This window comes from Amycolatopsis sp. NPDC021455, assembly GCF_040640995.1.
Lineage (GTDB): Bacteria > Actinomycetota > Actinomycetes > Mycobacteriales > Pseudonocardiaceae > Amycolatopsis.
In genome coordinates this window covers 1-25,541 of record NZ_JBFACT010000070.1, presented here as the reverse complement: position 1 = coordinate 25,541, position 25,541 = coordinate 1, and the positions used below count along the sequence as shown (strand labels likewise).

The 25,541-nt window shown below is 74.8% G+C and carries 15 protein-coding genes and 1 pseudogene; 5 read left to right on the top strand and 11 right to left on the bottom strand.

Translation table 11 applies throughout. The annotated features are described in order from the left end of the window. Positions 1 to 44: 44 nt before the first annotated feature. From AB0G28_RS41295 to AB0G28_RS41280, 4 genes are all read left to right on the top strand, one after another. Positions 45 to 1,724, top strand: a complete 1,680-nt coding sequence (locus tag AB0G28_RS41295) for an ABC transporter ATP-binding protein (protein ID WP_361102777.1) — start codon at positions 45 to 47, stop codon at positions 1,722 to 1,724. Further along, positions 1,721 to 3,433, top strand: a complete 1,713-nt coding sequence (locus tag AB0G28_RS41290; protein ID WP_361102811.1) for an ABC transporter ATP-binding protein — start codon at positions 1,721 to 1,723, stop codon at positions 3,431 to 3,433. Before AB0G28_RS41295 ends, AB0G28_RS41290 begins: the two co-directional genes overlap by 4 nt. Next, positions 3,434 to 4,363, top strand: a complete 930-nt coding sequence (locus tag AB0G28_RS41285) for an NAD(P)/FAD-dependent oxidoreductase (RefSeq protein WP_361102775.1) — start codon at positions 3,434 to 3,436, stop codon at positions 4,361 to 4,363. Positions 4,364 to 4,516: 153 nt separating this feature from the next. Then, positions 4,517 to 4,822 (top strand): hypothetical protein, encoded by a 306-nt coding sequence (locus tag AB0G28_RS41280; protein WP_361102773.1) that lies wholly within the window; start codon positions 4,517 to 4,519, stop codon positions 4,820 to 4,822. A 145-nt stretch (positions 4,823 to 4,967) separates the two neighbouring features. Here the strand turns inward: AB0G28_RS41280 and AB0G28_RS41275 are convergent, their stop codons facing one another. From AB0G28_RS41275 to AB0G28_RS41230, 10 genes are all read right to left on the bottom strand, one after another. After that, a complete protein-coding gene (locus tag AB0G28_RS41275) occupies positions 4,968 to 5,276 on the bottom strand; it encodes a hypothetical protein (protein ID WP_361102771.1) in 309 nt (102 codons plus the stop codon). Between the two features lie 113 nt (positions 5,277 to 5,389). Next, complete coding sequence (locus tag AB0G28_RS41270; protein WP_361102769.1) at positions 5,390 to 6,376, bottom strand: 3-oxoacyl-[acyl-carrier-protein] synthase III C-terminal domain-containing protein; 987 nt, start codon at positions 6,374 to 6,376, stop codon at positions 5,390 to 5,392. Further along, the gene (locus tag AB0G28_RS41265) at positions 6,373 to 8,373 is read right to left on the bottom strand and encodes an ATP-binding cassette domain-containing protein (RefSeq protein ID WP_361102767.1); all 2,001 of its coding nucleotides are present in this window, start codon (positions 8,371 to 8,373) and stop codon (positions 6,373 to 6,375) included. Before AB0G28_RS41265 ends, AB0G28_RS41270 begins: the two co-directional genes overlap by 4 nt. 163 nt (positions 8,374 to 8,536) lie before the next feature. After that, positions 8,537 to 9,436 carry an ABC transporter permease gene (locus tag AB0G28_RS41260; protein ID WP_361102765.1) on the bottom strand — a complete coding sequence of 300 codons (900 nt, stop codon included), beginning with the start codon at positions 9,434 to 9,436 and terminating at the stop codon, positions 8,537 to 8,539. Further along, positions 9,421 to 10,911 (bottom strand): ABC transporter substrate-binding protein, encoded by a 1,491-nt coding sequence (locus AB0G28_RS41255; protein WP_361102763.1) that lies wholly within the window; start codon positions 10,909 to 10,911, stop codon positions 9,421 to 9,423. The genes AB0G28_RS41260 and AB0G28_RS41255 overlap by 16 nt, the downstream gene beginning before the upstream one ends. Next, positions 10,908 to 11,573, bottom strand: a complete 666-nt coding sequence (locus AB0G28_RS41250; protein ID WP_361102761.1) for a hypothetical protein — start codon at positions 11,571 to 11,573, stop codon at positions 10,908 to 10,910. The genes AB0G28_RS41255 and AB0G28_RS41250 overlap by 4 nt, the downstream gene beginning before the upstream one ends. Before the next feature lies 1 nt (position 11,574). Beyond that, the gene (locus AB0G28_RS41245; protein WP_361102759.1) at positions 11,575 to 20,049 is read right to left on the bottom strand and encodes an SDR family NAD(P)-dependent oxidoreductase; all 8,475 of its coding nucleotides are present in this window, start codon (positions 20,047 to 20,049) and stop codon (positions 11,575 to 11,577) included. Between the two features lie 31 nt (positions 20,050 to 20,080). Then, the gene (locus tag AB0G28_RS41240; protein ID WP_361102757.1) at positions 20,081 to 21,187 is read right to left on the bottom strand and encodes a methyltransferase; all 1,107 of its coding nucleotides are present in this window, start codon (positions 21,185 to 21,187) and stop codon (positions 20,081 to 20,083) included. 31 nt (positions 21,188 to 21,218) lie between these two features. Beyond that, positions 21,219 to 22,634, bottom strand: a complete 1,416-nt coding sequence (locus AB0G28_RS41235; RefSeq protein WP_361102755.1) for a HAMP domain-containing sensor histidine kinase — start codon at positions 22,632 to 22,634, stop codon at positions 21,219 to 21,221. 10 nt (positions 22,635 to 22,644) lie between these two features. Beyond that, complete coding sequence (locus tag AB0G28_RS41230) at positions 22,645 to 23,775, bottom strand: helix-turn-helix domain-containing protein (RefSeq protein ID WP_361102753.1); 1,131 nt, start codon at positions 23,773 to 23,775, stop codon at positions 22,645 to 22,647. Between the two features lie 486 nt (positions 23,776 to 24,261). On the opposite strand from AB0G28_RS41230, the gene AB0G28_RS41225 reads away from it, so the two are divergent. Then, positions 24,262 to 25,422, top strand: coding sequence for a helix-turn-helix domain-containing protein (locus AB0G28_RS41225; RefSeq protein WP_361102751.1), 1,161 nt, complete (start codon positions 24,262 to 24,264; stop codon positions 25,420 to 25,422). 18 nt (positions 25,423 to 25,440) lie between these two features. Here AB0G28_RS41225 and AB0G28_RS41220 read toward each other — a convergent pair. Continuing rightward, a pseudogene (locus tag AB0G28_RS41220) lies at positions 25,441 to 25,541 on the bottom strand (nitric oxide synthase oxygenase); the annotation flags it as partial.

The following is a 25,541-nucleotide window of genomic DNA, read 5'->3' as shown; positions in this document are numbered from 1 at the left end:
GAGCGAGAGTGACCAAGCCCATCCGAAGGACAGGACACCCGGAAGTGACCTCACTGCCTGCCCTGCTCGCGCCGGTCCGTGGCCGGCTGCTCGGCGGTCTGGGCTGCCAGGCCGGCGCGGCGATCGCCGGGATGACCCCGTTCATCGCCGCGGCCGAGCTGAGCCGCCGGCTCCTCGCGGGGACGCCGATGACGGCGTCGTGGCCGCTGGTGGCCGTCGCGCTCGCGGCCCTGCCGGTCCGCGCCGCCCTGCTGGTGGCGGCTTCGGCGCTGACCCACCTGGCCGACAACGACCTGCAGCTGTCCCTGCGGCGGCGGCTGGCCCGGCACCTGACCCGGCTCCCGCTGGGCTGGTTCGCCGCACACGACTCGGGCCGCGTCAAGCGCGCGGTCGCCGACGACGTCGGCGCGCTGCACCACCTCGTCGCGCACGCGCTGCTCGACCTGACCACGGCGGTGGTCGCGCCCCTGGCCGCCGCGGGGTACCTGGCCACGCTCGACCCGCTGCTCTCGCTCGTCACCGTCGTGCCGCTCGCCGCGGGCCTGGCCCTGCACCGCAAGGCGATGCGGGACGCCCGCGCGCGCATGCGGGAGTACCAGGCGGCCACGGCCGCGCTCGACTCGGCCGTCGTCGAGTTCTTCGACGGCATCGCCGAGGTGAAGGCGTTCGGGCAGACCGGCCGCGCGCACCGGCGGTTCGACGCGGCGGCCACGCGCTACGGCGAGTTCGTCGCGGGCTGGGCCCGCTCGGTGACGCCCGCGATGGCGTGGAGCCAGTTCGCGATGTCCCCGGTGGTGGCGCTGTGCGTGTTGCTCCTCGCCGGGTTGCTGTTCTCCCCGGCCGACACAGTCCCGTTCGTGATCCTGAGCGCCGGGCTGTCCGGGCCGCTGCTGGCCGTGGGTTACGGCATCCAGGACACCCGCGCCGGCCAGGCGGCCGCCGCCGACATCGCCGGGCTGCTCGCCACTCCGGAGTTGCCCGACACCGGATCGGCCACCAGCCGAGGCGCCCGGCTGGAATTCGCCTCCGTGCGCTTCACCTACGACGGCGAAACCGACGTCCTGCACGACATCGACCTCACCCTGGAGCCGGGCACGGTGACCGCCCTCGTCGGACCGTCGGGCTCCGGGAAGTCGACCGTCGCGGCGCTGGCCGCGCGCTTCCACGACGTCACCGGCGGCGCGATCCGGCTCGGCGGCGCCGATCTGCGCGACCTGCCGGTGTCCGGGCTGTACCGGCACATCGGGTTCGTGCTGCAGGACGTGCGGGTGCTGCGCACGAGCGTGGCGGACAACATCCGGCTCGGCCGTCCCGAAGCGCCGCTCGAAGCCGTCCACGCCGCCGCGCGCGCGGCCCGGATCCACGAGCGGCTGCTCGCGCTCCCCCGCGGCTACGACACGGTCCTCGGCCAAGAAGTCACGCTCTCGACGGGCGAGGCCCAGCGCCTGGCGATCGCGCGGGCGCTGCTCGCCGACACGCCGGTCCTGATCCTCGACGAAGCGACGGCGTCGGTGGACCCGGAGTCGGAAGCGGCGATCCAGGACGCGTTGTCGGAGCTGGTCGCCGGCCGGACGACGCTGGTGATCGCGCACCGCCTCGCCACGGTGACCGGAGTGGACCAGATCGTGGTGCTGGACCGGGGCCGGATCACCGAACGCGGCACGCACGAGGAGCTCGTCGCCGCCGGCGGCGGGTACGCCCGGCTGTGGGCGTGCGCGGCATGATCCGCCGGCTGGCCGCCCTCCTCGGCCCCGACCGCTCGCGGCCGCTGAACCGCGCCGCGGTGTTACTGGCCGTCGCCGCCGCCCTCCAAGGCGCGGTGTTCGCCTTCCTGTTGCCCATTCTGCGTGCCCCGGACGACGCCTGGCCCTGGCTGGTGGCGGTGGTCGTCGCCACCACGGCGTGCGGAATCGTTTACCACCGCGGAGTCGTCACGGCCCGGCACGCCGGGTACACGCTGTCGTCCGACCTGCACCGCCGGATCGGCGACCACGTCGTCACCCTGCCGCTCGGCTGGTTCACCCCGGCCCGGGTCGGCTCGCTGGGGCGGCTGGCCACGCAGCACGTCATGAGCGTCATGGGCGTGCCCGCGCACCTGCTCGACCCGCTGATCGGTGCCGTCGTGACGCCCGCGGCCGCGGCGGTCGCGCTGTTCGCCGTGGACTGGCGGATGGGCGTCGCCGCGCTCGCCGCCGCACCAGTCGCCGTCGCGGCCTACCGGTGGTCCGGCCGGCTGGTCCGCCGCACCGACGAGGCCGCGAACGCCGCCGCGGGCGAAGCCGCCGCCCGGGTCGTCGAGTTCGCGCGCAACCAGCCACTGCTGCGGGCCTTCGGCCTCGGCGGGCCCGGGCTGCGGCTGCTCGACGACGCCCTGGCCGCGCACCGGACCGCGGCACGCCGGATGCTCAAGACCGCGCTGCCGGGGATGGCCGGGTTCGTGGTGACCGTCCAGACCGCGTTCACGGCGCTGATCCTGGTCGCGGTGTCGGGGGCACTCGGCGGGCGTGTCGACATACCGACGACGGTGGTCGCGCTCGTCCTGGCCGTCCGGTTCACCGAGCCGATGCTCGTCGCCGCGGAGCTCGGCGCGGCCGTCCGGCTGGCCGGCGGCGCGCTCGACCGCGTCGAACGGGTGCTGGCCGAGCCCCGGCTGCCCGAACCCGGGGTGTCACGGCCGTTCGGCGCGCCGTCGATCGAGTTCGCCGGCGTGCGGTTCGGCCACGGCGGCGCACCGGTGCTCGAAGACGTCACCTTCACCGTGCCGGAACGGACGATGACGGCGCTGGTCGGGGCGTCGGGCGCGGGCAAGAGCACGATCCTGCGGCTGGTGCCGCGGTTCTTCGACGTCGACGGCGGCGCCGTCCGGGTCGGCGGGGCCGACGTGCGCGATCTGCGAAGCGAGGACCTGCTGCGCCGGATCGCCCTGGTCTCCCAGAACGCCTACCTGTTCGACGGGACGGTCGCCGACAACATCCGGTTCGGCCGGCCGGACGCCACCGACCGGGAAGTGCGCTCGGCCGCGGACCGCGCGGGCATCGGCGGGCTGGTGACCCGGACGCACGTCGGGGAGGGCGGCACGCGGCTGTCCGGCGGGGAACGGCAGCGGGTTTCACTCGCCCGCGCGCTGCTGAAGGACGCGCCGATCGTCCTGCTCGACGAGCCGACCGCCGCCCTGGACGCGGCCGCCGAGCGAGCCGTCACGCAGGCGCTCGAGGAACTGCGCGGCGAGCGCACGCTGCTCGTCGTCACGCACCGGACGGCCACCGCCCGGGCCGCCGACCGGATCCTCGTGCTCGACGGCGGCCGGATCACCGAACACGGCGGCCACGACGAGCTGTTGCGGCTCGGCGGCCGCTACGCCGAGTTCCACGCCCGGCGCGAGAACGCCCGCGGCTGGCGGATCACCGCCGCCCGGAAAACCGAAGGAGACTGAATGTTCGAGGTCCTGGTCGTCGGCGGCGGTCCCGCCGGCCTCAACGCGGCCCAGACGCTGGGGCGGCAGCGCCGCCGGGCGTTGCTGGTGGACAGCGGCGCGCCCCGCAACGCGCCCGCGTCCGAAATGCACATGTTCCTGTCCCGGGACGGCTTTCCCCCGGCGGCGCTGCGCCGGATCGGCCGCGCGGAGCTCGCGGAGTACCCGACCGTCGAGGTCCGGGACGGGCTGGTCACCGCCCTGGGCGGGACGATCGACGACTTCACGGCGGAGTTCGCCGACGGCACCACCGCGCGGGCACGCCGGGTGATCCTCGCGACCGGGCAGGTCGACGTGCTGCCGGAGATCGACGGCGTCGCCGGGCTGTTCGGCCGGGGGCTGTACCACTGCCCGTTCTGCCACGGGTTCGAGGCGGCGGACCGGCCGCTGGCGGTGCTGGGCGGCGACTTCTCGCAGGCGATGCTCGCGCTGTACCTCGCCGACCGGTTCGCGAAGGACGTCGTCCTGTGCGCGAACGGGCCGGTGCAGGTCGGCCCGGAGCTGCGGGACGCCTTGGCGCGCGCCGGAATCCCGGTCCGCGACGAACCTCTCGCGCGGCTCGCGGGCGAGGACGGCGACGTCACGATCGAGTTCGTTTCGGGCGAGCCGCTGACGCGGGCGGCGGTGTTCCACCGGCCCGCGCAGCGGCAGCACACGGATCTGGCCGCGGGGCTGGGCTGCGAGCTGCTGCCGGACGGCTGTGTGCGCGTCAATGCCATGCAGCAGACGACGGTCCCCGGCGTGTACGCGGCCGGGGACACGGCCCGCCAGGCCGAGCTGCCCGGTCCGACGCCGTTCGTCATCACGGGTGCGGCAGACGGGGCGAAAGCGGCGATCTGGCTGGAACAGGAACTGTTCCGGGCGGGGGTGGACGTGCCGATCCCGGGCTGAGCGGGATCGGCCTTCCGGCGGAGATCCCTCCTCAATGGACGGACCGGTCCTCCGTCTCCCGGGGAAAGGCGCCCGGAACCGGGCAGGCCGGTATTTCGGCTGGTTACCTTCGAAAGCGCATTGCCCCTATCTCGCAAAGGAATCACTTCCATGATGAGTGTCATCGAAACCGCCGCCGTCCAGCAGGTTCCGGCCGACGGTGGCGTGCTGGAGCCGCTGGGCCTGTTCCGCGCCGTCTCGCCGACCAGCTGTGCCACCACCGTCGAGGGCGCGGAGCTGACCGCCCAGCTCGCCCGCATGGCGGGCCTGCACCACGCCGCGGCCCACTGGGCCGAGCGTGCGGTCGACCTGGTCCGCGGCTTCGGCGGAAACGCGGTGGCCGACAGCGGCGTGGCCTGCGCGCCGTCGGGCAGCGTGGCGGTCACCGACCTGATCGCGGCGCGTTCGGCGCACTGCTGAACCGCCCCCCTCGAGCGGCCGCCCGGTGGATGCCCTCCCCACCGGGCGGCCGTTTCTCTTTGCCCGCGAAGCGAAAATCCGGGCAGCCCACCGCACGTCCCTTCGGGTGTGCGGTGGGCTGCCCGGCCTGGCGGTTGTGCGGGGATCAGGCGAACGACGACCGGAGCGCGAGCAGGCCGGCGGCCGGCTGGTCACCGAACGCCACGGCACCCTGCGCGGGCAGGCCGGCGGCGTCGTCGTAACCGCCGAAACCGTGCGCGCGCATCAGCGCTTCGGCCACGCGGTTGGCTTCGGCGTGGTTCGTCGCCCGCTCGGCGGCCCGCAGCGCCGCCCAGCCGACCCGGAACACGTCGAACGTCGCACAGCTCACCGGCGTCTCGGCACCGAGGAACTCGAGCGGCTGCACCGCGGCACCCTCGAACAGCTTGGTGGCGGCGGTCTCAACAACATTCATGGTTCGATTCCTTCGTGATTGTCGGGAGTTCGACAAGCACGAAGGTTACTGGTCGCCGGCCCCGGGCGAATCCATCATGATAACGGCGCAATTCACGAAATCCGTCCGCGAAATCAGCGGAGGGTCGCGATTTCCAGGACCACGCAGGTGAACGTGAACCCGCCGCCGACCCCGACGAGCACGATCTTGTCGCCGGGTGCCACCAGCCCGTCGCGCAGCAGGTGGTCGAGGGCGTACAGGTGGTCGCCGCCACCCAGATGCCCCAGCCGCAGGCCCACCTCGACCAGCGTCCGCTCGCGGTCGAGGCCGAGCGGGCGCGCGTAACCGTGCTCGAACGCGTTGACGCCGACGAACGGCGGGACGACCCAGCGGGCTTCGGCGACGCTCGTGCCGGCTTCCGCCAGCGCCGCCGCCACCACCGCCCGCACCCCGTCCACGTGCGCTTGCACCACCGACGCCGGCGTCCGCGTGCCCGCGGCGAAGAACTGCCGGGTCCGCTTGCGCACCACCGCCGGGCCCTCGGCCGGCCGGTCCCGGAACGGCTCGTCGCCACGCTGGAGACCTTCCAGCGAAGGGTCCGTCCGTGACACGCAGGACAGCACGCGTGCCTGCCCGCCGCCGCGGCCGAGGACCGCCGCCGCGCCCGCGTCGCCGAGCGCGATCTCCGGGTCGACCTCGAAGCGGTCGATGGCGGTTTCCGGGAAGCGGTCGCCCACCGTGAGCAGGACGCGAGCGAAGTCGGGACGTCCGGCCAGCAGGCTCGCCGCCGTTTCGATCCCGGCCGCGGAAGTGTTGCACAGCGCGGAGAACTGCATCGACACGGCGGGTGCTTCGGCCAGCAGCCGGTCGGCGACCCAGCAGGACGCGGACCAGATGTCGAGCCCGGGGTAGGCCATCGCGCCGTGCAGGTGCGGCCCGACCGGTCCGGGCCCGGCCGCCTCCAGTGCCTGCCGCCCGGCCCGCACGGCCAGCTCGGGACCGGAAAGCCCGGACCACGCCACGGACACGATCCCGGCGTGCGCCGTCACGTGGTCCGGTGCCGGCCGGGGTTCCCCGGCGTACCGGCCGGTGCCCTGGATCCAGACGTCGTCGAACTTCACCGCAGCTGCCCTTCCTCGAGTTTCAGGACCCGGTCGGCCCGCGCGGCGAGCCGTTCGTCGTGTGTCACCAGCAGAACCGCCAGGCCACGGGCCCGGCGCCGGTCCACGGCGCCGAGCACCGCTCCGGCGGTGGCCGCGTCCAGGGCGGACGTCGGTTCGTCGGCCAGCAGCACCCGCGGCCGCGCGGCCAGCGCTCGCGCGAGCCCGGCCCGCTGCCGCTGCCCGCCCGAGCACTCGCCCGGCCGCCGCCCGGCGAACTCGGGGCCGAGGCCGGTTTCGGCGAGCAACCGGACGGCTTCCGGCCGCGGCCGGCGGACGCCGTGCAGGGCCCGCAGCGGGCGGCCCACGGCGTCGGCCAGGGTGCGGGCCGGGTTCAGCGCGCCGAAGACGTCCTGCCGGAGCAGCTCCACTTCGCCCGGCCGCGGCCGGACCCAGCCGTCTCGCCGGATCAGGCCGGTGCGGCCCAGGTTCCGCAGCAGTGTCGTCTTGCCCGCACCCGACTTCCCGAGCAGCACGACGAGTTCGCCCTCGCGCAGCTCCAGACCGCCGCCGCGGAACACCGGCTCGCCCACACGGACGGCTTCACGCCCGGCGGGGAGGGGCTCCTGGCCGAGGTCGAGCACCTCGTCCGCGACCCGGGCGAGCCAGTCCCGGTCGTGGCTGACCACGATCGCGGTGCGCCCGGAGAGGGCGGCGGTGACGCGGTCGAGGGTCTCGCCGTCGAGCGCGCTGGTCGGTTCGTCGAGCACGAGGACGTCCGGATCGGCCGCGAGCGCCCGGGCGAGCGCGACCCGCTGTGCCTCGCCGCCGGAGATCTGGTGCGGGTAGCGGCGGGCGATGCCGTCAGGCAGGCCGAGCCGGGACAGCAGGTCCCGCACGGCCCGGGCGTCGCGCCGGCCGTCCGCGACGCTGGAACCGATGCGCCGCAACGGGTCCAGCGCGGGATCCTGGCCGAGGAAGCCGACGTGCGCCCGTCGCCAGCGCCGGGCCCGCGCGCTCCCGGGGCGGATGGTCGTGCCACGGTGGGTGAGCGAGCCGCGCCACGACGTCGTGGCCGGCGGGAGGTCGCCGAGCAGCAGGCGCAGCAGGCTGGTCTTGCCCGCGCCGGACGCGCCGGTCACGCCGAGCACCGTCCCGTCCGGCACGTGGACGTCCAGGTCCAGTACACGATCGCCGCCGTGCCAGGTGCCTTCGAGCCTGAGACCGTCCGTTTCGGACTGTCTCTTGTGGACTATCAGCGGTTTTCGGGTGCGGCGGTGACCGGCGAGGTCGAGGGTGAGGGTCACGGCGACGGCCAGAGCGGCGAGCGCGCCCGCGGGGGCGAGCACGGACCAGGGGTTGAGGTCGGCGCCGGGCAGGTTCTCCCGCAGCATGGCCGCCCAGTCCGGCGCGGGCGGCGGCGGGCCGAACCCGAGGACGGTGACGGCGACGGCGAGCTGCAGTGCGGTGACGATCCGCAGGCCGAGGTCGCCGAGCACGGTCCCGGCGACGGCGGGCAGCAGCTCGCGCACGGGGCTTTCGCCGTGGGCGGCGGCGGCCTCGACGAACCCGGCGCGCCGCAGCGGCCGGGCCGTCGCGTGGATCACCCGGGCCGACATCGGGACGCCGAGCAGCAGCATGACGACCGGCACCGCGGCCCAGTAGGGCAGGACGGCGGCGCCGATGAGGACGAGCAGCAGCGACGGCAGCATCAGCACGCCCCCGCTGAGCCGGGCCAGGAGACGCTCCCCTTTCGCGGTGGCGGCGAGCCCGGCGAATGTGCCGAGGGCGGTGGTCAGCAGCCCGGCGGGAAGGGCGACCCCCAGCGCGGCGGCGCCACCGGCGAGGGTCCGGGCGAGCACGTCGCGGCCGAGGACATCGGTGCCGAGCGGGTGCCCGGCACCCGGCGGGGTCCACGGCAGCCCGACGACAGCGGTGGTGCCGGGGACCAAGGCGCCCGCGAGCAGCACCGCGGCGGCGAAGAGCGCAAGACCCGCGAGGGGCCACCACCGCCTCACCGCGCCCCCACTCCGACGCCGGGGGATGTCCTGAACGACTCGTTCAGGACATCTGACGACCTGAACGAGTCGTTCAGGACACGCGGCTTCCCCGATGCCATGAACGAGTCGTTCAGGACGCCGGACGTCTTGAACGAGTCGTTCAGGACACGCGGCCAGGGGCTCACCGGGCGCCCGCCTTCGCGATCCGGTCCGCGGCCAGGACCGCCGGCAGCACCACGAGCGCGTCCACCAAGGCGACCGCCTGCACCACCGGCACGTCCCGGCTCGCCACCGCCGTCGCGAGCAGCTGCCCGAGCCCCGGATACGCCAGCAGTGACTCCACCACCGTCGTCCCCGCGAGCAGGGCGCCCGCCAGGATCGCCGCCCCCTGGGCGACCGGCCCCGCCAGGTGGGGCAGCACGTGCCGCACCGCCACCCGCGCCGGGGAGACGCCACGCAAGTGCGCGTCCACCACGAACGGCCGCTCCCGGACGTCCGCCACCGGGCCGCGCACCGAGCGGGCCAGCCAGGCAGCCGACGGCAGCGCCAGCCCCAGGATCGGCAGCACCAGCACCTCCGGCGCGTCCCACGCCGAGCCGCCCACCGGGAGCAGCGACACCGCCGGCAGCCGGCCCAGCGCCGTCGCGAACACCAGCACCAGCCCGGTCACCAGAACCACCTCCGGCAGCGCCGCGAACGCCGCCACCAGCGCCGATCCGGCCGGGCGCCGGGCGACCACCAGCGCCACCAGGACCCCGAAGACCACCGCCAGCACCCAGGCCGGGACGACGATCAGCGCGCTCGCCCCCAGCCGGTCCGCCAGCACCGGCCCCACCGGTCGTCCATCCACATAGGACCGTCCCAGGTCGCCGTGGACGAGACCGCCCAGCCACGCACCGAACCGCTCCCACAGCGGCCGGTCCAGGCCGAGGTCCGCGCGCAGCGCCGCCACCCGCGCCGGGTCCGCCTGGCGCCCGGCGAGGACCTGGGCCGCGTCCTGGGGCAGCAACGCCGTCAGCAGGAAGACGCCCGTCACCACCGCGACCGGCATCAGCGCCGCCCTGGTCAGCGTTGCAGCCACACGCCGTCCAGGAAGATCCGCGCGAACCCGCTCCCGGACGGCAGCCCGCGGACCGACGGGGCCGCCACCGTCAGCGCCGCCGCGCTCCCCCACACCACCCAGCCGCCGTCGGCCGCCATCCGGCGCTGGATGCCGCGCAGCAGCCCGGTGCGGCGGGCCGCGTCGGTCGTCGCCATCGCCGTGGCGAAGTCGCGGTCGGTCGCCGGGTCCTTCCAGCCGGTTTCGTTGTAGCTCGACGTGCTCAGCGCGGTCTGGCGCACCCACACCGGGAACGGCAGGTCCGTCGTGTACCCCAGGCAGAACGGCTCCACCGTGTACACCTGCGTCCAGTACGTCTCCGCCGGGTGCTGGCGCACCTCGGCCGTGATCCCCGCTTCGCGCAGCTGGCCGGCCACGGCGGTCGCCGTGGACACCATTCCGGGGTACGCCGTGGTCGTGTTCAGCACGACCGACAGCCCGCCCGCCAGCGAACGCGCCTCGGCGACGTCGCGCGCGGGAACGGCGAGATCGCGCGGGGCGGACGGATCCGACGGGCCCGGCGCGTCGTCGCCCACCGTGCCGTAGCCGAGCAGGACGCTGTCGACCAGCGCCTGCCGGTCGACCGCCAGCTTCACCGCCCGCCGCACCTCCGGCCGGTCGAACGGCGGCTTGTCCAGCCGCATCAGCAGCGGGTAGGTCAGCGCGTCCGGCCGGGACGTGACCGCGAGCCGTCCGGTGCGTTCGGCGGTCCTGGCCGTCGCCGGGTTGACGTTCGCGGCCACGTCGATCAGGTCCGACACCACCGCGACCGACAGCGCCTGCGGGTCGGCGAACCCGCGGATCTCCAGCCCGTCGAGGTGCGGCCCGCCACCCCACCAGCGATCGTTGCGGACCAGCGCGATGCCCTGCGCGTCGGCCCGCGTCAGCTTGAACGGCCCCGAGCCGACCGGGTCGTCGAACGTCTCGGTGCCTTCCGGCACGACGAACGTCACGCCGGCCAGCGTGCGGGGCAGCTCGGCGTCCGGCTGGGCGGTGACCAGCTCGAGGACGTTTCCGTCCGCAGTGGACTGTCCGATGTCGACGGTGCCGAGCCGTGCCCCGTTCGCCGCCGCCTTGCTCGCGATGCGACGCAGCGAGTACAGCACGTCGCGGGCGCGGACCGGGCGGCCGTCGGTGAACGCCGCGTCGGTGCGCAGCTCGAACCGCCAGCGCATGGCGTCCGGCGACGAACTCCACGACGTCGCCAGCCGCGGCAGCACCTCGCCGTTCTCCCCCGGCACGCACAGCACGTCGTAGAGCGCGGCCATCCGGACCCAGTCGGACTCGTTGAACAGCGCGCCGTGCGGGTCGGCGACCGCCGTCGCCCCGCCCGCGGCGACCGTGCCGTACCGCAGGGTGCCGCCGCTCGACGGCGCCGCGGCCGGCTTGCCGCACGCCGCCAGCGCGAGCCCGCCGCCCAGGACGAGCGCGGCCCGCCGTGAAAACTCCCGGCTCACGCGGCACCCCCGAACCCGGTCCAGTCGCCGGTCAGCGACAGCTCCACCCGGTCCTGCCACGGCTCGTCGCGCAGCACCGGGTGGTCCGTCGCGACGCGGACGTCCGGGCAGCCCGATTCGAGCAGCCGCACCGAACCCCGGACCACCGTGTGGAAGCTCGCCGAGACCGTGCCGCCGGTGTCCTTTCCGGACAGTCCGAGGACGTCGAGCATGCTCAGCACCCGCAGGATGCCCGCCTGCGCGGTGAGCACGGCGGTGGCCGCGGCGCCGTCCGGCTTCGCGCGGACCGCGGTCGTCGCGATCCCGACTCCCGCCGACGCGAGTAGCGCGGCCTGGACCAGGTAAGGCTGTGTACCCGGGTGGTCATCGGGGTCGGCGGGCCCCGCCAGCAGTCCCTCGCGAACCGGCAGCCCCAGCCGGGCCCGGCGGTACTGCTCGGCCAGGTGCCCGGCGAACGCGATCGCCGTCTCCGGGCACACCGTCGCGAGCGCGGCCAGCGCACGGCCGGTCTGCTCCCAGACGCCGCCGCGCCGTGGTGCGCCGTCGAGCGGGCTGCCGAGGAGCTTCTCGATCACCTCCGCCCGGGGCACGGCCGGGTTCGCCGCGTCCGCGACCACCCCGGCCGGGAGGAGGTTCTGGGTGTAGAGCCAGTTGGGCAGCAAGTCAGAGTCCTGTCTTCTCGAGTGCGGCGGAAATCCGGGCCGCGACTCCGGCCACAGCGGGGTCGTGCAGGATCGTGTAGTGGTGGGCGGCGATCTCCTCGACGGTCAGCTCGCCCGCGACGTACGGCCGCCAGCCGAGCTCGGGTTCGTCGAAGGAGTCGTCGACGCCCATGCCGATCCGGCTGTTGCGCGGGGACACCACGCCCGCACGCAGGAGCAGCACGGGCACGGTCTCGTCGAGCGGGCTCGCGTGGTGGCCGGCGAGGCCGCGCAGGTGGCGGGCGAACACCTCGAACCGCCGTTCGTCGACGGTCAGCCCGTCGGCTTCCAGCCGCCGCCGCAGGGCCTCGGCGCCGAGCCCGTCGCCGTAGTCGAAGCCGAGGAACGACTCGACCGAGCGCAGGTAGCGCAGCCGCGTCTCCTCCTCGCTCTCCTCCGCGTCGAGGCCTTCGAGTGCGACGATCCGTTCCGGGCTGTTGGCGTCGATCATCAGCAGCAGCGCGACGTCTTCGCCGTCGGCACGCAGGGCGCAGGCGACCTCGTGGCCGACCGTGCCGCCCATCGACCAGCCGCCGAGGAGGTAGGGCCCGTGCGGCTGATGGGTGCGGATGACGCGCAGGTACCGCCGCACCATTTCCGGGATGCCTTCCGGGCCCACGCCGTCGACGAGCCCCGGGTCGGTGAGCGCCACGACCGGGTTCGGCGCGTCGAGGCGCCGCGTCAGCTCGGTGTAGCAGAGGACGTCGCCGCCGGAGGGGTGCAGCAGGAACAGCGGTGTGCCGGTGCCCTGCTTGAGCGGGACCGCGATGGCGTCGTCGGCGCGCAGTGCGCGAGCGAGCCCGGCGACGGTCGGGTCGGCGAGGAACGCCCGCGGTGGCACCGGCGGCCCGGGCAGCCGGCCGAGCATCCGGACGGAAAGGAGGGAATCCCCGCCCAGGGCGAAGAAGTCGGCCGATCGGTCCACTTCGGACACGCCGAGCAGGTCGGTCCAGAGCCGGGCGATCGCCTGTTCGGTCTCTCCGGCCGGCGCGCCCGCCTCGGCGGCGGCACGAGCTTCGGTGGTGGCGACCGCGGTGGTCCCGGAGAGACTGACGTGCTCGTCCCAGCCCCGGCCCGCGGCCAGCTCGCGCACCCGGGTCAGGACGTCGGCGAACACGCTGTCGACCAGCTCGGGACCGAACAGGTCCTCCACGACCGCGACGTTCAGCACCAGCTCGCCGGCCAGCTCGAAGACGCGCAGTTCGAAGAACACCTGCGGGGTCCGGATGTGCTGGGCGTAGTCGCCGGCGTCGATCCGGCCCAGCGGCCCGGCGGTTTCCGGGCGCTCGCCGCCGACGGCGTTGTCGAGGCCCAGCGTGCTCTGGAAGACGAACGGTGCCACCGGCCGCGTGCTGCCCCGCCGCCGGGCGAGTTCCCGGGAGACGTCGACGCCGTTGACGAGGTTGTGCGCCAGCGACCGGGTCAGCTCGTCCTGCACCCCGCGGGCCAGGCCGGTGAACGCGCCGCCGTCGCCGAGGTCGACGCCGAGCAGGGCGGTCGAGGAGAACGCGCCGATCATGCGGTCGACGTCCGGGTGCAGCGGCAGGCGGTTGGCCTGCAGGCTGTTCAGCAGGAACCGGCTCTGCCCGGCGGCCTTCGCCAGCGCGACGGCGTAGGCCGCGAGCAGGACGGCCGTCGGGGTCAGCTCGCGGCGCGCGCACCCGGCGCGCAGCGCGGCCCACTCCGGCGACGGCAGCCGTGACTCCCGGGCGGCCATGAGCGTCGCGGCGACGTGCCGCGGTTCGATGCGCAGCGGCACGTCCGGCGCGGCGGGCAGGGTGTCGAGGCGCTGCCACCACCAGTCGCGGTCGGCGGCCCATTCGTCGCCCTGCCGGATCTCGGCGAGCGCCGCCGCGTAGTCGCCGAAGTCGACGAGCAGGGGCGGCAGGACGGTGTTGGGGTCGGCGACGTAGGCGAGCAGTTCGCGCTCGAAGACCGCGGCCGACCAGCCGTCCACGACCAGCAGGCTGAACGAGGTGAACAGCCGTCCCCGGCCGCCGGGCAGCAGGACCAGGCACATCTTCAGGCCCGGCCCGGTCACCGGGTCCGGCCCGTGGGTGCCCATCCGGTCGCGGATCGCCCGGACCTCGCCTGCGTCGCCTTCCCGGAGGTCGACGACGTCGAGGCGGATTTCGGCGTCCGGCTGGATGCGCTGGGTGCCGTCGGGGAGGATCCGCGCGCGCAGCATCGGCTGGTGGGCGGTGACGCGGCGAAGAGCATCGGCGAGCGCGGCGGGCGCGCGCTCGGCGTCCACTTCGGACAAGGCAACGTCGGTGCAGACGTGCGCGGAGTCGTACGACAGCTCCCAGCCGCCTTGCTGGCCGACGAAGTAGGCCTGCTGCAACGGAAGCAGGCCGAACGGCGCTTCGGTGTCGAGACGTCGCCTGACGCGGGTCGCCAAGGCGCGCGGGGCCGGGCCGTCCACCGAGCGGGCACGGACGACGTCGGTCAGCTCGGCCAGCGTCGCCTCGGCCCGGATCTCGGCGGGGGTGAGGACGACGGCGAGGCGCCGGCGGATGAAGGACGCCATCCGGACGGCGAGCAGCGAGTCCCCGCCCGCGGCGAGGAAGGAGGTGTCCGGGGCGATGCCGGCGGGGTCGAGGTCGAGCAGCTCGCCCCAGATCCCGGCGAGCCGGTCGCGCACCGGGTCACCTCCCTCGGCCGCCCGAGCGCCCCAATGTGGCGTTGGTTGCGTTGGACGCACCGAATGCCACATTGGGTGCGCTGGACGCACCGAACGCCACATTGGGGCGCTTGGGGCGGTCGCCCAGTCGGCGTCGGCCAGCTTCTCCAGCCAGGCCACGTAGGCGGCGAAGGCGCGATCGGCGTCGGCGGCGTCCAGGGAGGTCTCGGCGACGTCCCACTGGAGGATCAGCTCGCCGTGGCGTTCGTAGGCCTGGTGGTCGAGCCACACCTGCGGGGTCTGGCTGACGCCGTGCACGACCGGGCCGAGCCACTCGGTGTCGTGCGGCTCGCCGCCGAGGGTGTCGAGGCCGAGCATCCCGGTGAAGACCACGGGCACGTTGCCCTGCCGTCCGGTGCGGCGCGCCTGCTCGGCCAGCACCTCCAGCCCGGAGAAGGCGCGGTGGTCGAGGTCGTCGAACAGCCGCGCCTGCGCGGCGGCGGCCCGGGCGGCGAACCCGGTGAGCCCGCGCCGGTCGGCTTCGAACAGCAGCAGCGACGAGAACTCGCCGACGACCCGGTCGGCGCCGTCCTGCAGATCGGGACGGTCGAACACGGTGAGCGTCAGGCAGAAGTGGTCGCTGCCGGACCACTGGGCGAGCACGTCGGAGTAGGCGGCGAGCAGGACGGCGGTCGGCGTGACCCCCGCGGCCGCGGCCCGCGCACGCAGGCGCGCCCACCGACCGGCACCGACGACCGCCCGGCGGCGGCCGAAGCGGGGAGGGCCGTCCGGCTCCCGCACCGGCAGCGGCGGCGCGGGCGGAAGCTCGCGGCCGAGCCAGTACCCCGCCGCACGCCGGTGCTCGACGCTCCCCCGCCGCCGCTCCAGCGCGGCCACGCAGTCGGCGAACGTCGTGGTGAGGGGCGGCAGTTCGGCGTCGGGGTGCTCGTAGAGCGTCCGCAGCTCGCGGTCGGCGATCAGGTAGCTGGCGGAGTCGCAGACCAGGACGTCGACCGAGAGCAGCACGCGGAGTTCGCCATCGGGCAGCCGGGCGACATGGGCTTCGATCAGCGGCCACCGATCGGGGGCGGCCACGCGCCGCGAGAGGCGCTCGCGCAGGTCCAGGAGACCTTGCTCGGTGACGTCGTGGACCGGCACCCGGTAGCCGGGTATTTCGGGCAGGACGAGGTTTTCGCCATCGGGGGTGACGACCGAGCGGAGCATCTCGTGGCGCGCGATCACGCGGTTCCAGGCGCGCTCGTAGCGGTCGATGTCGAGGCCGGGGGCCAGGTGTTCGAGGTAGAAGTGGCAGGCGACTTCGCCGAGGCCGTACCCGGCCGAGCGGCCGACCCAGTAGGCGTGCTGGACGCGGGTGAGCGGAAACGGCCCGCGGGAGTCCGGCGAGGCTCCGATGGCGGTCACTTCGGCTTGGGCCGCGTCGGCGAGCACCTCGGCTGCGGTTCCGGCCGCGCCGGCAGGCACGCCCGAGCCTGCTCCGGCTGGGGCGCCGTCGAGCACCTCTGCAGCAGCGCCGGCCACACCGGCAAGCGCACCCGAACCCACTCCGGCTCGGGCCGCACCGTCGAGCACCTCGGCAGCAGTGCCGGCCACACCGGCAAGCGCACCCGAACCCACTCCGGCTCGGGCCGCACCGTCGAGCACCTCGGCAGCAGTGCCAGCCACACTGACAAGCGCACCCGAACCCGCTCCGGCTCGGGCCACGCCGGCCAGCGCCCCTCCGCCGGTTCCGTCGGCACCCGACACCATTCCGGCCGCGTCGGCAGGCGCGCCCGAACCGCCTCCCGCCTGGGGTTCCCCGACCAGCTCCGCCAGCCCCGCCACCGTCGGCCGGGCCAGCAGGTCCCGCAGCCTCAGCGTGATCCCGTGCTCGTCACGCAGCCGGGCCAGCACCCGCGTCGCCAGCAGTGAATGGCCGCCCAGGGCGAAGAAGTCGTCCTCGCGGCTCGTCACCTCGCGCCCGAGCGCCTCGCTCCACAACTCCGCCACCAGCCGCTCGGCCGCGTTCGCCACCGACGAGCCGCCGGCCGCTGCCCGGACCGTCCGGGTCGCCAGTGCCCGCGAGCGGCTGTTGAGCTCCGACGGCGACACCGCCACCTGAGCCGGTGGCGCCTCCGCCGCCGCCAGCCTCAGCAGGGCCGCGACCGCGTCCGGTGCGTCGAGGGCGTGGCGCATCGTCAGCTCGGCCGCCGACTCGCGCTCGGCCGCCGTTCCGAACCTCCAGCGGTCCCAGTCCACCGCCAGCCACGTCGCCGCCGCGCCGCGCATCGCGTGGGCGAAACCGTCGGCGAACCGGCTCGCCGCGACGTACGCGCCGAGCCCGAACCCGCCGATCGTGCCCGCCGCCGACGACATCAGCAGCACCGTCCGGACCGGCAGTCCTTCGACGGCCTCCCGCAGTGCGACTACGCCGGCCACCTTGGGCGCCAGCGAACGAAGCACCGTCTCTTCGTCCACTTCGGACAGTGTGGCCAGCTCGACGACGACCGGCGCGTGCACCAGCAGGTCGATCCGGCCGTGCTCCTCGACCACCCGGCCGAGCAGCGCGGCCACCGCGGACGCGTCGGTGACGTCCACCGCCGCCACCCGCACCCCGGGCACCGGACGCGGGTTCCGCGACGCCAGCACGACGTGGGCGGGCCCGTCGGCCAGCAACCGCCGCGCGAGGGCCTGGCCGACGTTGCCCAGACCGCCGGTCACGACGACCACCGGCTCGGCGGGCAGGGAACCCGGCGCGCCGGGCCGCCACGACTCCCACTGCCGCAGCCACCGCTTGCCGCCGCGCAGCGCCAGCTCCTGGGCGTCTTCCCCGTCCAGCAGGTCCGCGACCTCGGCGAGCACCGCCCGCGCGTCGGGCACCTCGGTGACGTCCATGGCGCGCCAGCGGACCCCGCGCTCCTGGCCCAGCACCCGCGGCAGGCCCCGCACCCCGGCCGCGACCGGGTCGACGTCCTCGGTCCCGATGACCGCCTCGCCGTGCACGGTCAGCTGCAGCACCGGCAGGTCGCCCAGGTCCCGGTAGGCGAGGACGACGTCGGCCAGCCGCCGCATCTCGTCGCCGGAGCCGTCCGGCGGGCAGACGACCACGGCGACCGGGTCGCCGTCGCCGGACGCAACCCGCAGCGCGTCCGCCCAGGGCCCCTCCCCGACGACTCGCACGCTCGGCGCCGCAGCAGGCAACGGCGGCAGCTGCCGCCACACCGGCAGTTGCAGGGGCTCGCTCGGGCTCGCCTCGTCGGTGACGCGCGGCGCCGGCTCGACCCAGTACCGCTCACGCTGGAACGCATAGCCGGGCAACGGAACGCGTCGCCGCCCCGGGCGGTGCGTGGCCGCGGGCGAAACGTCGGCGCCGAGTGTCCACAAGCGACCTAGTGCGTCGAGCGCCGCGGCCCGGCCGTCGCCGCCCTCGTCCGCGCGCGGGAACGTCGTGACCGACGGCCCGCGGCGCGCGGCCAGCGACGCGATCATCCCGCCCGGCCCCACCTGCACGAGGACGGCGTCCTCCCCCAGCGCGGTGTCGAGGGCCTCGGCGAAGCGGACCGTGCCGCGCAGGTGCCGGACCCAGTGCTCCGGGTCGGCCGGATCGCTGCCGATCAAAGTGGTGACCAGCGGGATCTCCGCCGGACGCGGGGAAAGCCGGGCCGTCACCGCACGGAACGCGGGCATCGCGGGCTCGACGAACCGGGAGTGCGCGGCGACATCGACGCCGACCCAGCGCGTGGGAACGCCATCGAGTTCCTCCCGCAGCCGCTCGACGTCTTCGCGGGCCCCGGACACCGCGCAGGCGTCCTCGGCGTTGACCGCGGCGAGGTCCAGCCCCGGGTGCCGGGCGAGCAGGCGATTCACCTCGCCCTCGCCCAGCGGGACGGCCAGCATGCCGCCGCCGGCGAGCCCGGTCATCAGCCGCGACCGCTCGGCGACCAGCGCGGCGGCGTCCGAAGTGGACAAAACGCCTGCGACGACTGCTGCGGCGTACTCGCCGACGCTGTGTCCCAGCACGGCATCCGGCCGCACGCCCCAGCTCTCCAGCAGCCGCGCCATCGCGACCGACGCGGTGAACAGCGCGGGCAGCCCGATGCCGGGGTCACGCGCCGCCCCGTGCGCCGGGTCGAGCAGGACGGCTCGGGCCTCGGCCGGGAAGAACGCGGCCAGCTCGTCGACGGCGTCGGCGAACACCGGTTCGTCGTGGTACAGCCCGGCGGCCATCCCGGCGTACTGCGCGCCACCGCCCGGGAAGCCGAACACGATCCGGGGCGCCCGCGACACCGGCGAGGCCACCGGCGCCGCCCGCAGCGCCGCCGCGACGTCCTCGCCCGGCGCCACCGCGACGGCAACCCGGACCGGGAATTCCCTGCGTCCCACGGCGAGCGTGTGGGCGACGTCGGCGGTGTCCTCGATGGACGCATCGGCCAAGCGACGAGCCGTCGCGCGGCACGCCTCGGCCGTGGCCGCCGAGACGACGACCAGCTGCGCGCGTTCGTCCTTGGTGGATGGCACCGGCGGCGGCGCCTGTTCCAGCACGACGTGGCAGTTGGTGCCGCCGATGCCGAACGAGCTGACTCCGGCGCGGCGCGGGCCGTCCGCGGTCCACGGCTCGGTTTCGGCCACGATCCGGAACGCCGAGCCGGCCAGGCCCAGCTCCGGGTTCACCGGGCTGCTGTGCAGGGACGCCGGGATCGTGCGGTGCGCCAGCGCGAGCACGGTCTTGATGAACCCGGCGATGCCGGCGGCGGAGTCGGCGTGCCCGATGGTGCCCTTGACCGAGCCGAGCCCGCACCACGGCGTTTCGGCCGGCCCGAAGACCCGCCGCAGCGCCTGCACCTCGATCGGGTCGCCGAGCACGGTTCCCGTGCCGTGTCCCTCCACATAGGACACCTCGGCGGGGTCGACGCCCGCCACCGCGAGGGCTTCGGCGATCGTGCGGGCCTGGCCTTCGGCCGAGGGCGCGGTGAACCCGGCCCGGCGGCCGCCGTCGTTCGCCACGGCGGATCCCAGGACCACCGCGTGCACGCGGTCGCCGTCCTCCAGCGCGTCCGCGAGCCGCCGCAGCACGACCACGCCCGCGCCTTGGGTGAACACGGTCCCGCGCGCGTCGGCGGAGTACGGCCGGGTGACGCCGTCGGCCGAGAACGGCCCGTCCGGCACGTGCAGGTAACCACGGCCCTGTGGCACCCGCAGCGAGACGCCGCCGGCGAGCGCGGTGTCGCACTCCCCGGCCAGCAACGACTGCGCGGCGACGTGCACGGCGACCAGCGAGGTCGCGCACGTCGCGCCGACCGCGATCGCCGGGCCGGTGAAGCCGAACCGGTGCGCGGTGCGCAGCGGCAGGTAGTCCGCGACGTTGCCGGTGTGCAGTTGCAGGCTGCCCGCCGGGTCGGCGCCGCCGAGCGGGTCGAACCGGTGCGCGAGGTTCGTCGCGAGGTACGCCGAAAGCGCGGCCCCGGCGAAGGTGCCGACCACGCCCGCGTCCCGGCCGCCGGCGTGCCCGGCGTGTTCCAGCGCGTGCCACGCGGTTTCGAGGAACACGCGCTGCTGCGGGTCGAGCAGCTCGGCCTCGGCGGCGGACAGCCCGAACGGCGCCGGGTCGAACCGGTCCTGGTCGTCGACCAACCCGCCGACCGGGACGTAGGAAGGGTTACGCCGCAACGACTCCGGAACTCCGCGTGCGGCCAGTTCCGCGTCGTCGAACCGGGTCAGCGCTTCGCGGCCTTCGGCGAGCAGGCGCCAGAAGCCGTCCGCGTCGGGCGCACCGGGGTACCGGCAGGCGAAACCGACGACGGCGAGGGGTTCACTCATCAACCATTCCTTGGCAGCAGGGAAAGAAACGTCAGACGCGTCCGACGAACAGGTACTGGCCGATCCGGCCGAGCGGGTGCCCGGCGGGCGGGAGGCATTCGACGGCCCGGAAACCCGCCGTGCGCAAGCAGTCCAGCCACTCCTCGCGACTCGGGAAGATGCGGTCGGTGCCCTGCCGGAAGTCGGCGAAGTCGGCCTCCGGGTCGCCGGCCGGGGGTGACATGAGGAACTGCAGGGAGGTCAGCAGCTGGTGGTGCTCGACGGTGGTGTCGACGAAGACGAGCGCGCCGCCGGGCGCGATCAGCTTCCGCAGCCCGGCGAGGACTTCGCCCGCGTGCCGGGCGTTGTGGAGCACGTTGGCCGCGAGCACGACGTCGAAGGACTCCGGCGCGTAGCTCTGGGCGGCGAAGTCGCCGTTGACGTCGAAGAGCCCGTAGCGGACCCAGTCGTAGGCGGCGAAGCGTTCCTTGGCCGAGGACAGGAAGAACCGCGAGACATCGGTGAAGAGGTAGTCCGGCCGGTGGTCCGCCAGTGCGGGCAGCACCACCGCGCTCGTGCCCCCGACACCCGCGCCGATCTCGAGGATCCGCACCCCCGGGCGCGCCATGGACGCGACGACCGCCGCGGCCGCCGCGTTGGCGTACCGGCTGGCGACGTTGCGCTGGTAGACGTCGCCGGCGACGTCGAGGTCGCCGTCGGCGAACAGCAGCGCCTGCGGGGAGACCTCGTCCCGCAGCAGCTCGGGCAGGTACGACACGGTGAGCTGGAAGAAGCGGGCGAGCCCGGCCCCGTGCTCGAGGCCGCGGGCGGCGGCGTCGAGCTCGGCGCGCGCGGCCTCGACCTCGGCGGCCCCGACCGGCCGCGGCAGCCGGTACCCGCCGTCCTCGGTCACCGCGAGGCCCGCCGCGACCAGGGCTCGCAGCCACCGCCGGACGATCCGCCGGTGCCGCGGCGCGACCTTCGTGGCCGCGTAGATCTCGTCGAGGCGGTGCGTCCCGGTCAAGCCGTGGCGCCCCAGCGTGAACACGATCGCCGCCAACGCCACCGCGTCGAGGCGGTCCACCAGGGCCGCGAGGCCGTCCAGGTCGGCACCCGCGACGGCGCGTTCGCCCGCCGCGTGCCCGTGTTCCGAGATCACGCGACCACACTAGATGACAATGATTTTCATTTCAATGGACGGGCCGAGGAACCTGCCCGGTGTTCCGCTGAACTCCGGGCAACCGGACGCGGATCCACGTCCCGCGCTCGCTCGGCCGGACCGAAACCGTCCCCCCGCAGGCCGTGACGACCGAATGCACGACGCTCAGCCCCAGCCCGGCACTGCGCCGGTCCGGCGGCCGCCGCCGGGCCTCGTCGCAGCGGAAGAACCGCTCGAAGACCCGCAGGCGGTCCGCCGCGCCGATCCCCGGCCCCTGGTCGACGACGTCGAGCACGGCGTCGGTGCCCTCGGTGCGCAGCACGACCTCCGCGTGCGTCCCGGCCGGCGTGTGCATGCCGACGTTGGCCAGCAGGCACGACACCGCCTCCCGCAGCCACGGTTCGTCGCCGGGCACCACGGGCGGCTCCCCCTCGCAGCGGTAGCCCAGTTCGTGCTCCGGGTGAGCCGCCCGGCTCGTCCCGACCACCTCGCGGCACAGCACGTCGAGGTCGACCGGCCCGGAACACCCCGAAGGGCCTTCGTCGATCCGCGCGAGCAGCAGCAGGTGATCGGCCAGTGCGGTCAGCCGCCGCGCCTCGCGTTCGACCTCCACCACGGCGTGTTCGCGGGCGTCGTGGTCGGCGAGCACGCCGAGCCGCAGCAGCTGGGCGTACCCGATGATCACCGTCAGCGGCGTCCGCAGCTCGTGGCCGGCGTCGGAGACGAACCGCCGCAGCCGGTCGTCCGTTTCGGACAGCCGGGTGTAGGAGGCTTCGAGCCTGCCGAGCATCCGGTTCATCGCGGTCCCGAGCCGGCACACCTCGGCGGGCACCCCGGTCAGGGCGACCCGGCCACCCGGTTCGCCCGCGGTGACGCGGGCCGCGGTCGCGGCGAACGACTCCAGCGGGCGCAGCGTCCGCCGGAACAGCGAGGCCGCGATCGCCATCGCCAGCACGCACACGACCGCGTCCAGGACGGCCATCGCCCCCGACATCCGCGCCGCGACGGCGAGCTGTTCGCCCAGCGCGCGGGCGGTGATCACGAACCGGCCGCCGTCCACCCGGTCGACCACGCCGTAGAACCAGCCGAAGAACCGGAACCGGCCGTCGGCCGCGGCGGCCCGCAGCACCGCGGGGCCGGGCACCTCGAACCCCGCCGCGCGGACCCCGATCCGTTCGGCCACCGCGCCGTCGGGACGCAGCACCAGCACCACCCCGTCGTCGTCGGAACCGCCGAGGCAGCCGTCCGGCTCGGCGGCGTACGCGACGCGCGCGACCTGGTACATGCGGTTCGCGTCGATCAGCTGCCGGTTGCGGATCTGCTGGTACACCACGAACCCGCCGACGGCCAGGAGGTTCATCGCGAGCACCGTCACCAGCGCCACCAGCCCGCCGGTGAGCACCAGGCGGCGGCGCAGCGACCACGGGCGGGCCCTGTCCCGGGTCATGCCGGGCCGGTCACCGCGTGCCCGCCACGGCGGCGAACTGCGCCTGGACCGCCGCCGCCCGCGACGCCGTCATCGCGATCGCCAGGACCTGCAGGCCCGCCGGCTTCACCGGGTCGTACCCGGTCAGCTGCGCGATCCGCCGGAGCCGGTAGTCGAGCGTGCTGCGGTGCACGATCAGCTCCGCGGCCGCGCGGGTGCGGTTGCCGTCGGCCTGGACGAACGCCCGCAGCGTCTCGGCGAGCCCCGGGCCGCCGAGCACCGGCTCGATCAGCCGCCGCATCTCCGCCTCGATCGAGGGATGCCGGAGCACCGCGTACTCGACCGCGAAGTCCTCGAGCCGGTGGACGCCGGCGGGGGCACCCGAGCCGACCGCCAGCGCCACGACGTCGCCCGCGGTCTCCGCGGCCGCGGGGATCTCGGCGGTCCGCGCCCAGTGCGGCACCACCCAGGCCGCCGGGTGCGCGGCACGCAGTTCCGCCGCCAGCTCCGGGCCGCGGCCGGGACCGGCCTCCGGCACGAGCAGGAATCCGGCGCTCCCCCGGACCAGTGCCACGCCGCCGAGCGCGGGCAGCCGGTCGAGGGCACCGTGGCCGCATCGCACCGCGAGCACCTGGTAGGACGACGCCGCCTCCGGCACGCGCTGCCCGGACAGCAAGGCTGCCGCGAGCTGTTCCCCGTCGAGCGGTACGCCCGTCCGCGACCGGGCGTACCGGTGGAACCCGCCGGCCAGGCCCCGTGTCACGGCGTGCCCGACGCGCACGACGTCCTTCAGCGCGCCCGCGGCCCCCGGCCCCGCGGCCGCGGCCCGCTCGACGGCCCAGGCCGTGAGCCGGCCGATGAGCACCAGCAGCGGGTCCGGCAGCGCCCCCGCCGCGGCCAGCGCGCTGCCGACGCGGGCGGTTTCCTCGGCTTCGCGCGCCGACGTCCACACCCGGTCGTCACCCGACGTGAGAGCGGCCACCGTGACGCCGAGGAGCCGCCGCACGTCGGCTCGCGCCTCGCGGGGCTGCCCCTCGATCGCGGCCACGACCTCCGCCCGCAGCTCGGCCGGGAGCCCGGCCACCGCCGGGTAGGCCGTCCGCGCCGAGGACGGTCCTCCGGACGCGAAGGCCGCCTCGCCGCGGATCGACGTGCTGGTCATCACAGATGCCTTTCTCCACCGAGCGAAATCTCCCCCACGTTATCGGCCGGACACCGGACGTTCAGTGCGCGGACACCGGAACATTCTTCGACGAAATCGAAGTGTGAGCGGGGAAACACCCGCCTGCCGCAACGGTTCGGACGCCACGGCCGCACCTTTCCGAACGCTGTCCGCGCACTGCGGCCCCCCGAACAGGTCGGGCGATATGTCCGGATAGTCGCTTTGCTTGGCTCTCCGGCCGCCGCCACCAGCGGATCTCCTGGACCGACCCGGCCCGGGAATGATTCAATTACCCCCACCGCGCGGACACCCCGGCGTATTAGGGCACACTTCCTGCCCGGAGGAACATCCGTTTCCCGCCCGGGCCGGGCCGTTACGCAAATCGCTGAAACCTTTCCCGACGGCTCTGATTACTTCCGCCGATCGGCCCCCGCTAGATTCGGCACACCCATCCGCGAATTCACAGGTCAGAACGGGGGTCATGTCATGACCACAACGCTGCGTCCCGAGCCGGGCCTCGTCGTCACCACCGATCTCGCCAGGAGCCTCTGGGCGGACGTCGCGCCGATCCTGCGCGACGTGCCGGAACCGCTCGATGCGGCACTGCACTCCCTGCTCCGGTCCGCCATCCCGCTCATGGCGTCGGCCGCGGGCGGGGACGACCCCTGGTGCGAGGAAACGGCCGTGCGGATCCGCGCGAACGTCGGGAAGATCGCCGAGGCGACCGCCGACGTCACCCCGATCGTCGGCATGGTCAGCGAGCTGACCTCCCGGGTGCTCCACGTCGTGATGGCCGGCGACACGGGGAACCCCGCCGCCGCGCCGCGGGCGGTGTCCGCGGTGGGCAGCAGGCTCGTCGCCGAGTTGCTTTCCGGCGCCCACCACACCACGGCCCGCAAGCGCCGCGGCACCCTCGCCAAGGGCCGGTCGCAGCGCGCCCAGGAACTGCTGCGGGGAATCCGCTCCGAGACCGGCGACGACTACGACCTCGCCCCCGCCTACGCGGTGGTGGCCGTGCACTGCGGCGAACCGCTCGACACGGCCACGATGATCGGCACGTTCGAGCAGGTGGCCGCGGACGACGCACTGACCGCGCTCGGGCCGGCGGGCGGCTTCGCCCTGCTGCCGGCCGGCGACGAGGCCCGCGCGGCCCAGCTGGCCCGGCAGGTGCACGCCGCCCTGCCCGGCCGGGTGTGGATGTCGGTTTCGTGGCGCCCGCGCGGCGAAGTCGCCTGGGGCCGCCAGGAGGCCGCCAAGGTCCTGTCCCTCGCGCTCGCCGCCGACCACCGGCCCGGCGTGTACCTGCTGGAGGACATGCTCGTCGAGTTCGCGGTCGCCTGCGAACCCACGGTCAGCGACAACCTGGTGCGGATCGTCGAGCCGCTGCTGCAGCACGCCGCCCTGTTCGAGACGCTCAAGGTCCTGGTGGCGACCGACGGCAACCGCAGCCAGGCCGCGGAACGGCTCATCATCCACCGCAGCACGCTCGACTACCGCATCCAGCGCATCGAGCAGCTGACCGGCCTGCACCCCGGCAGCGTCCGCGGGATCAACGTCCTCAGCGCCGCGCTGACCGCGCACGCCGTGGCGGCCCAGGCCGGCGCGCAGCGCCCCGTGCGGCGGAACCGGCCCGACGGCAATTCATGAGCACCATTCACGTTGTCCGAACGAGTGCTGGGCCGCCAGGGTCAGCTCGACCAGCGCCCGGTCGCGCCACAGCGTGCGGTCGGAGGCGGTGTCCAGGCCCATCAGCTCGGCGATCACCG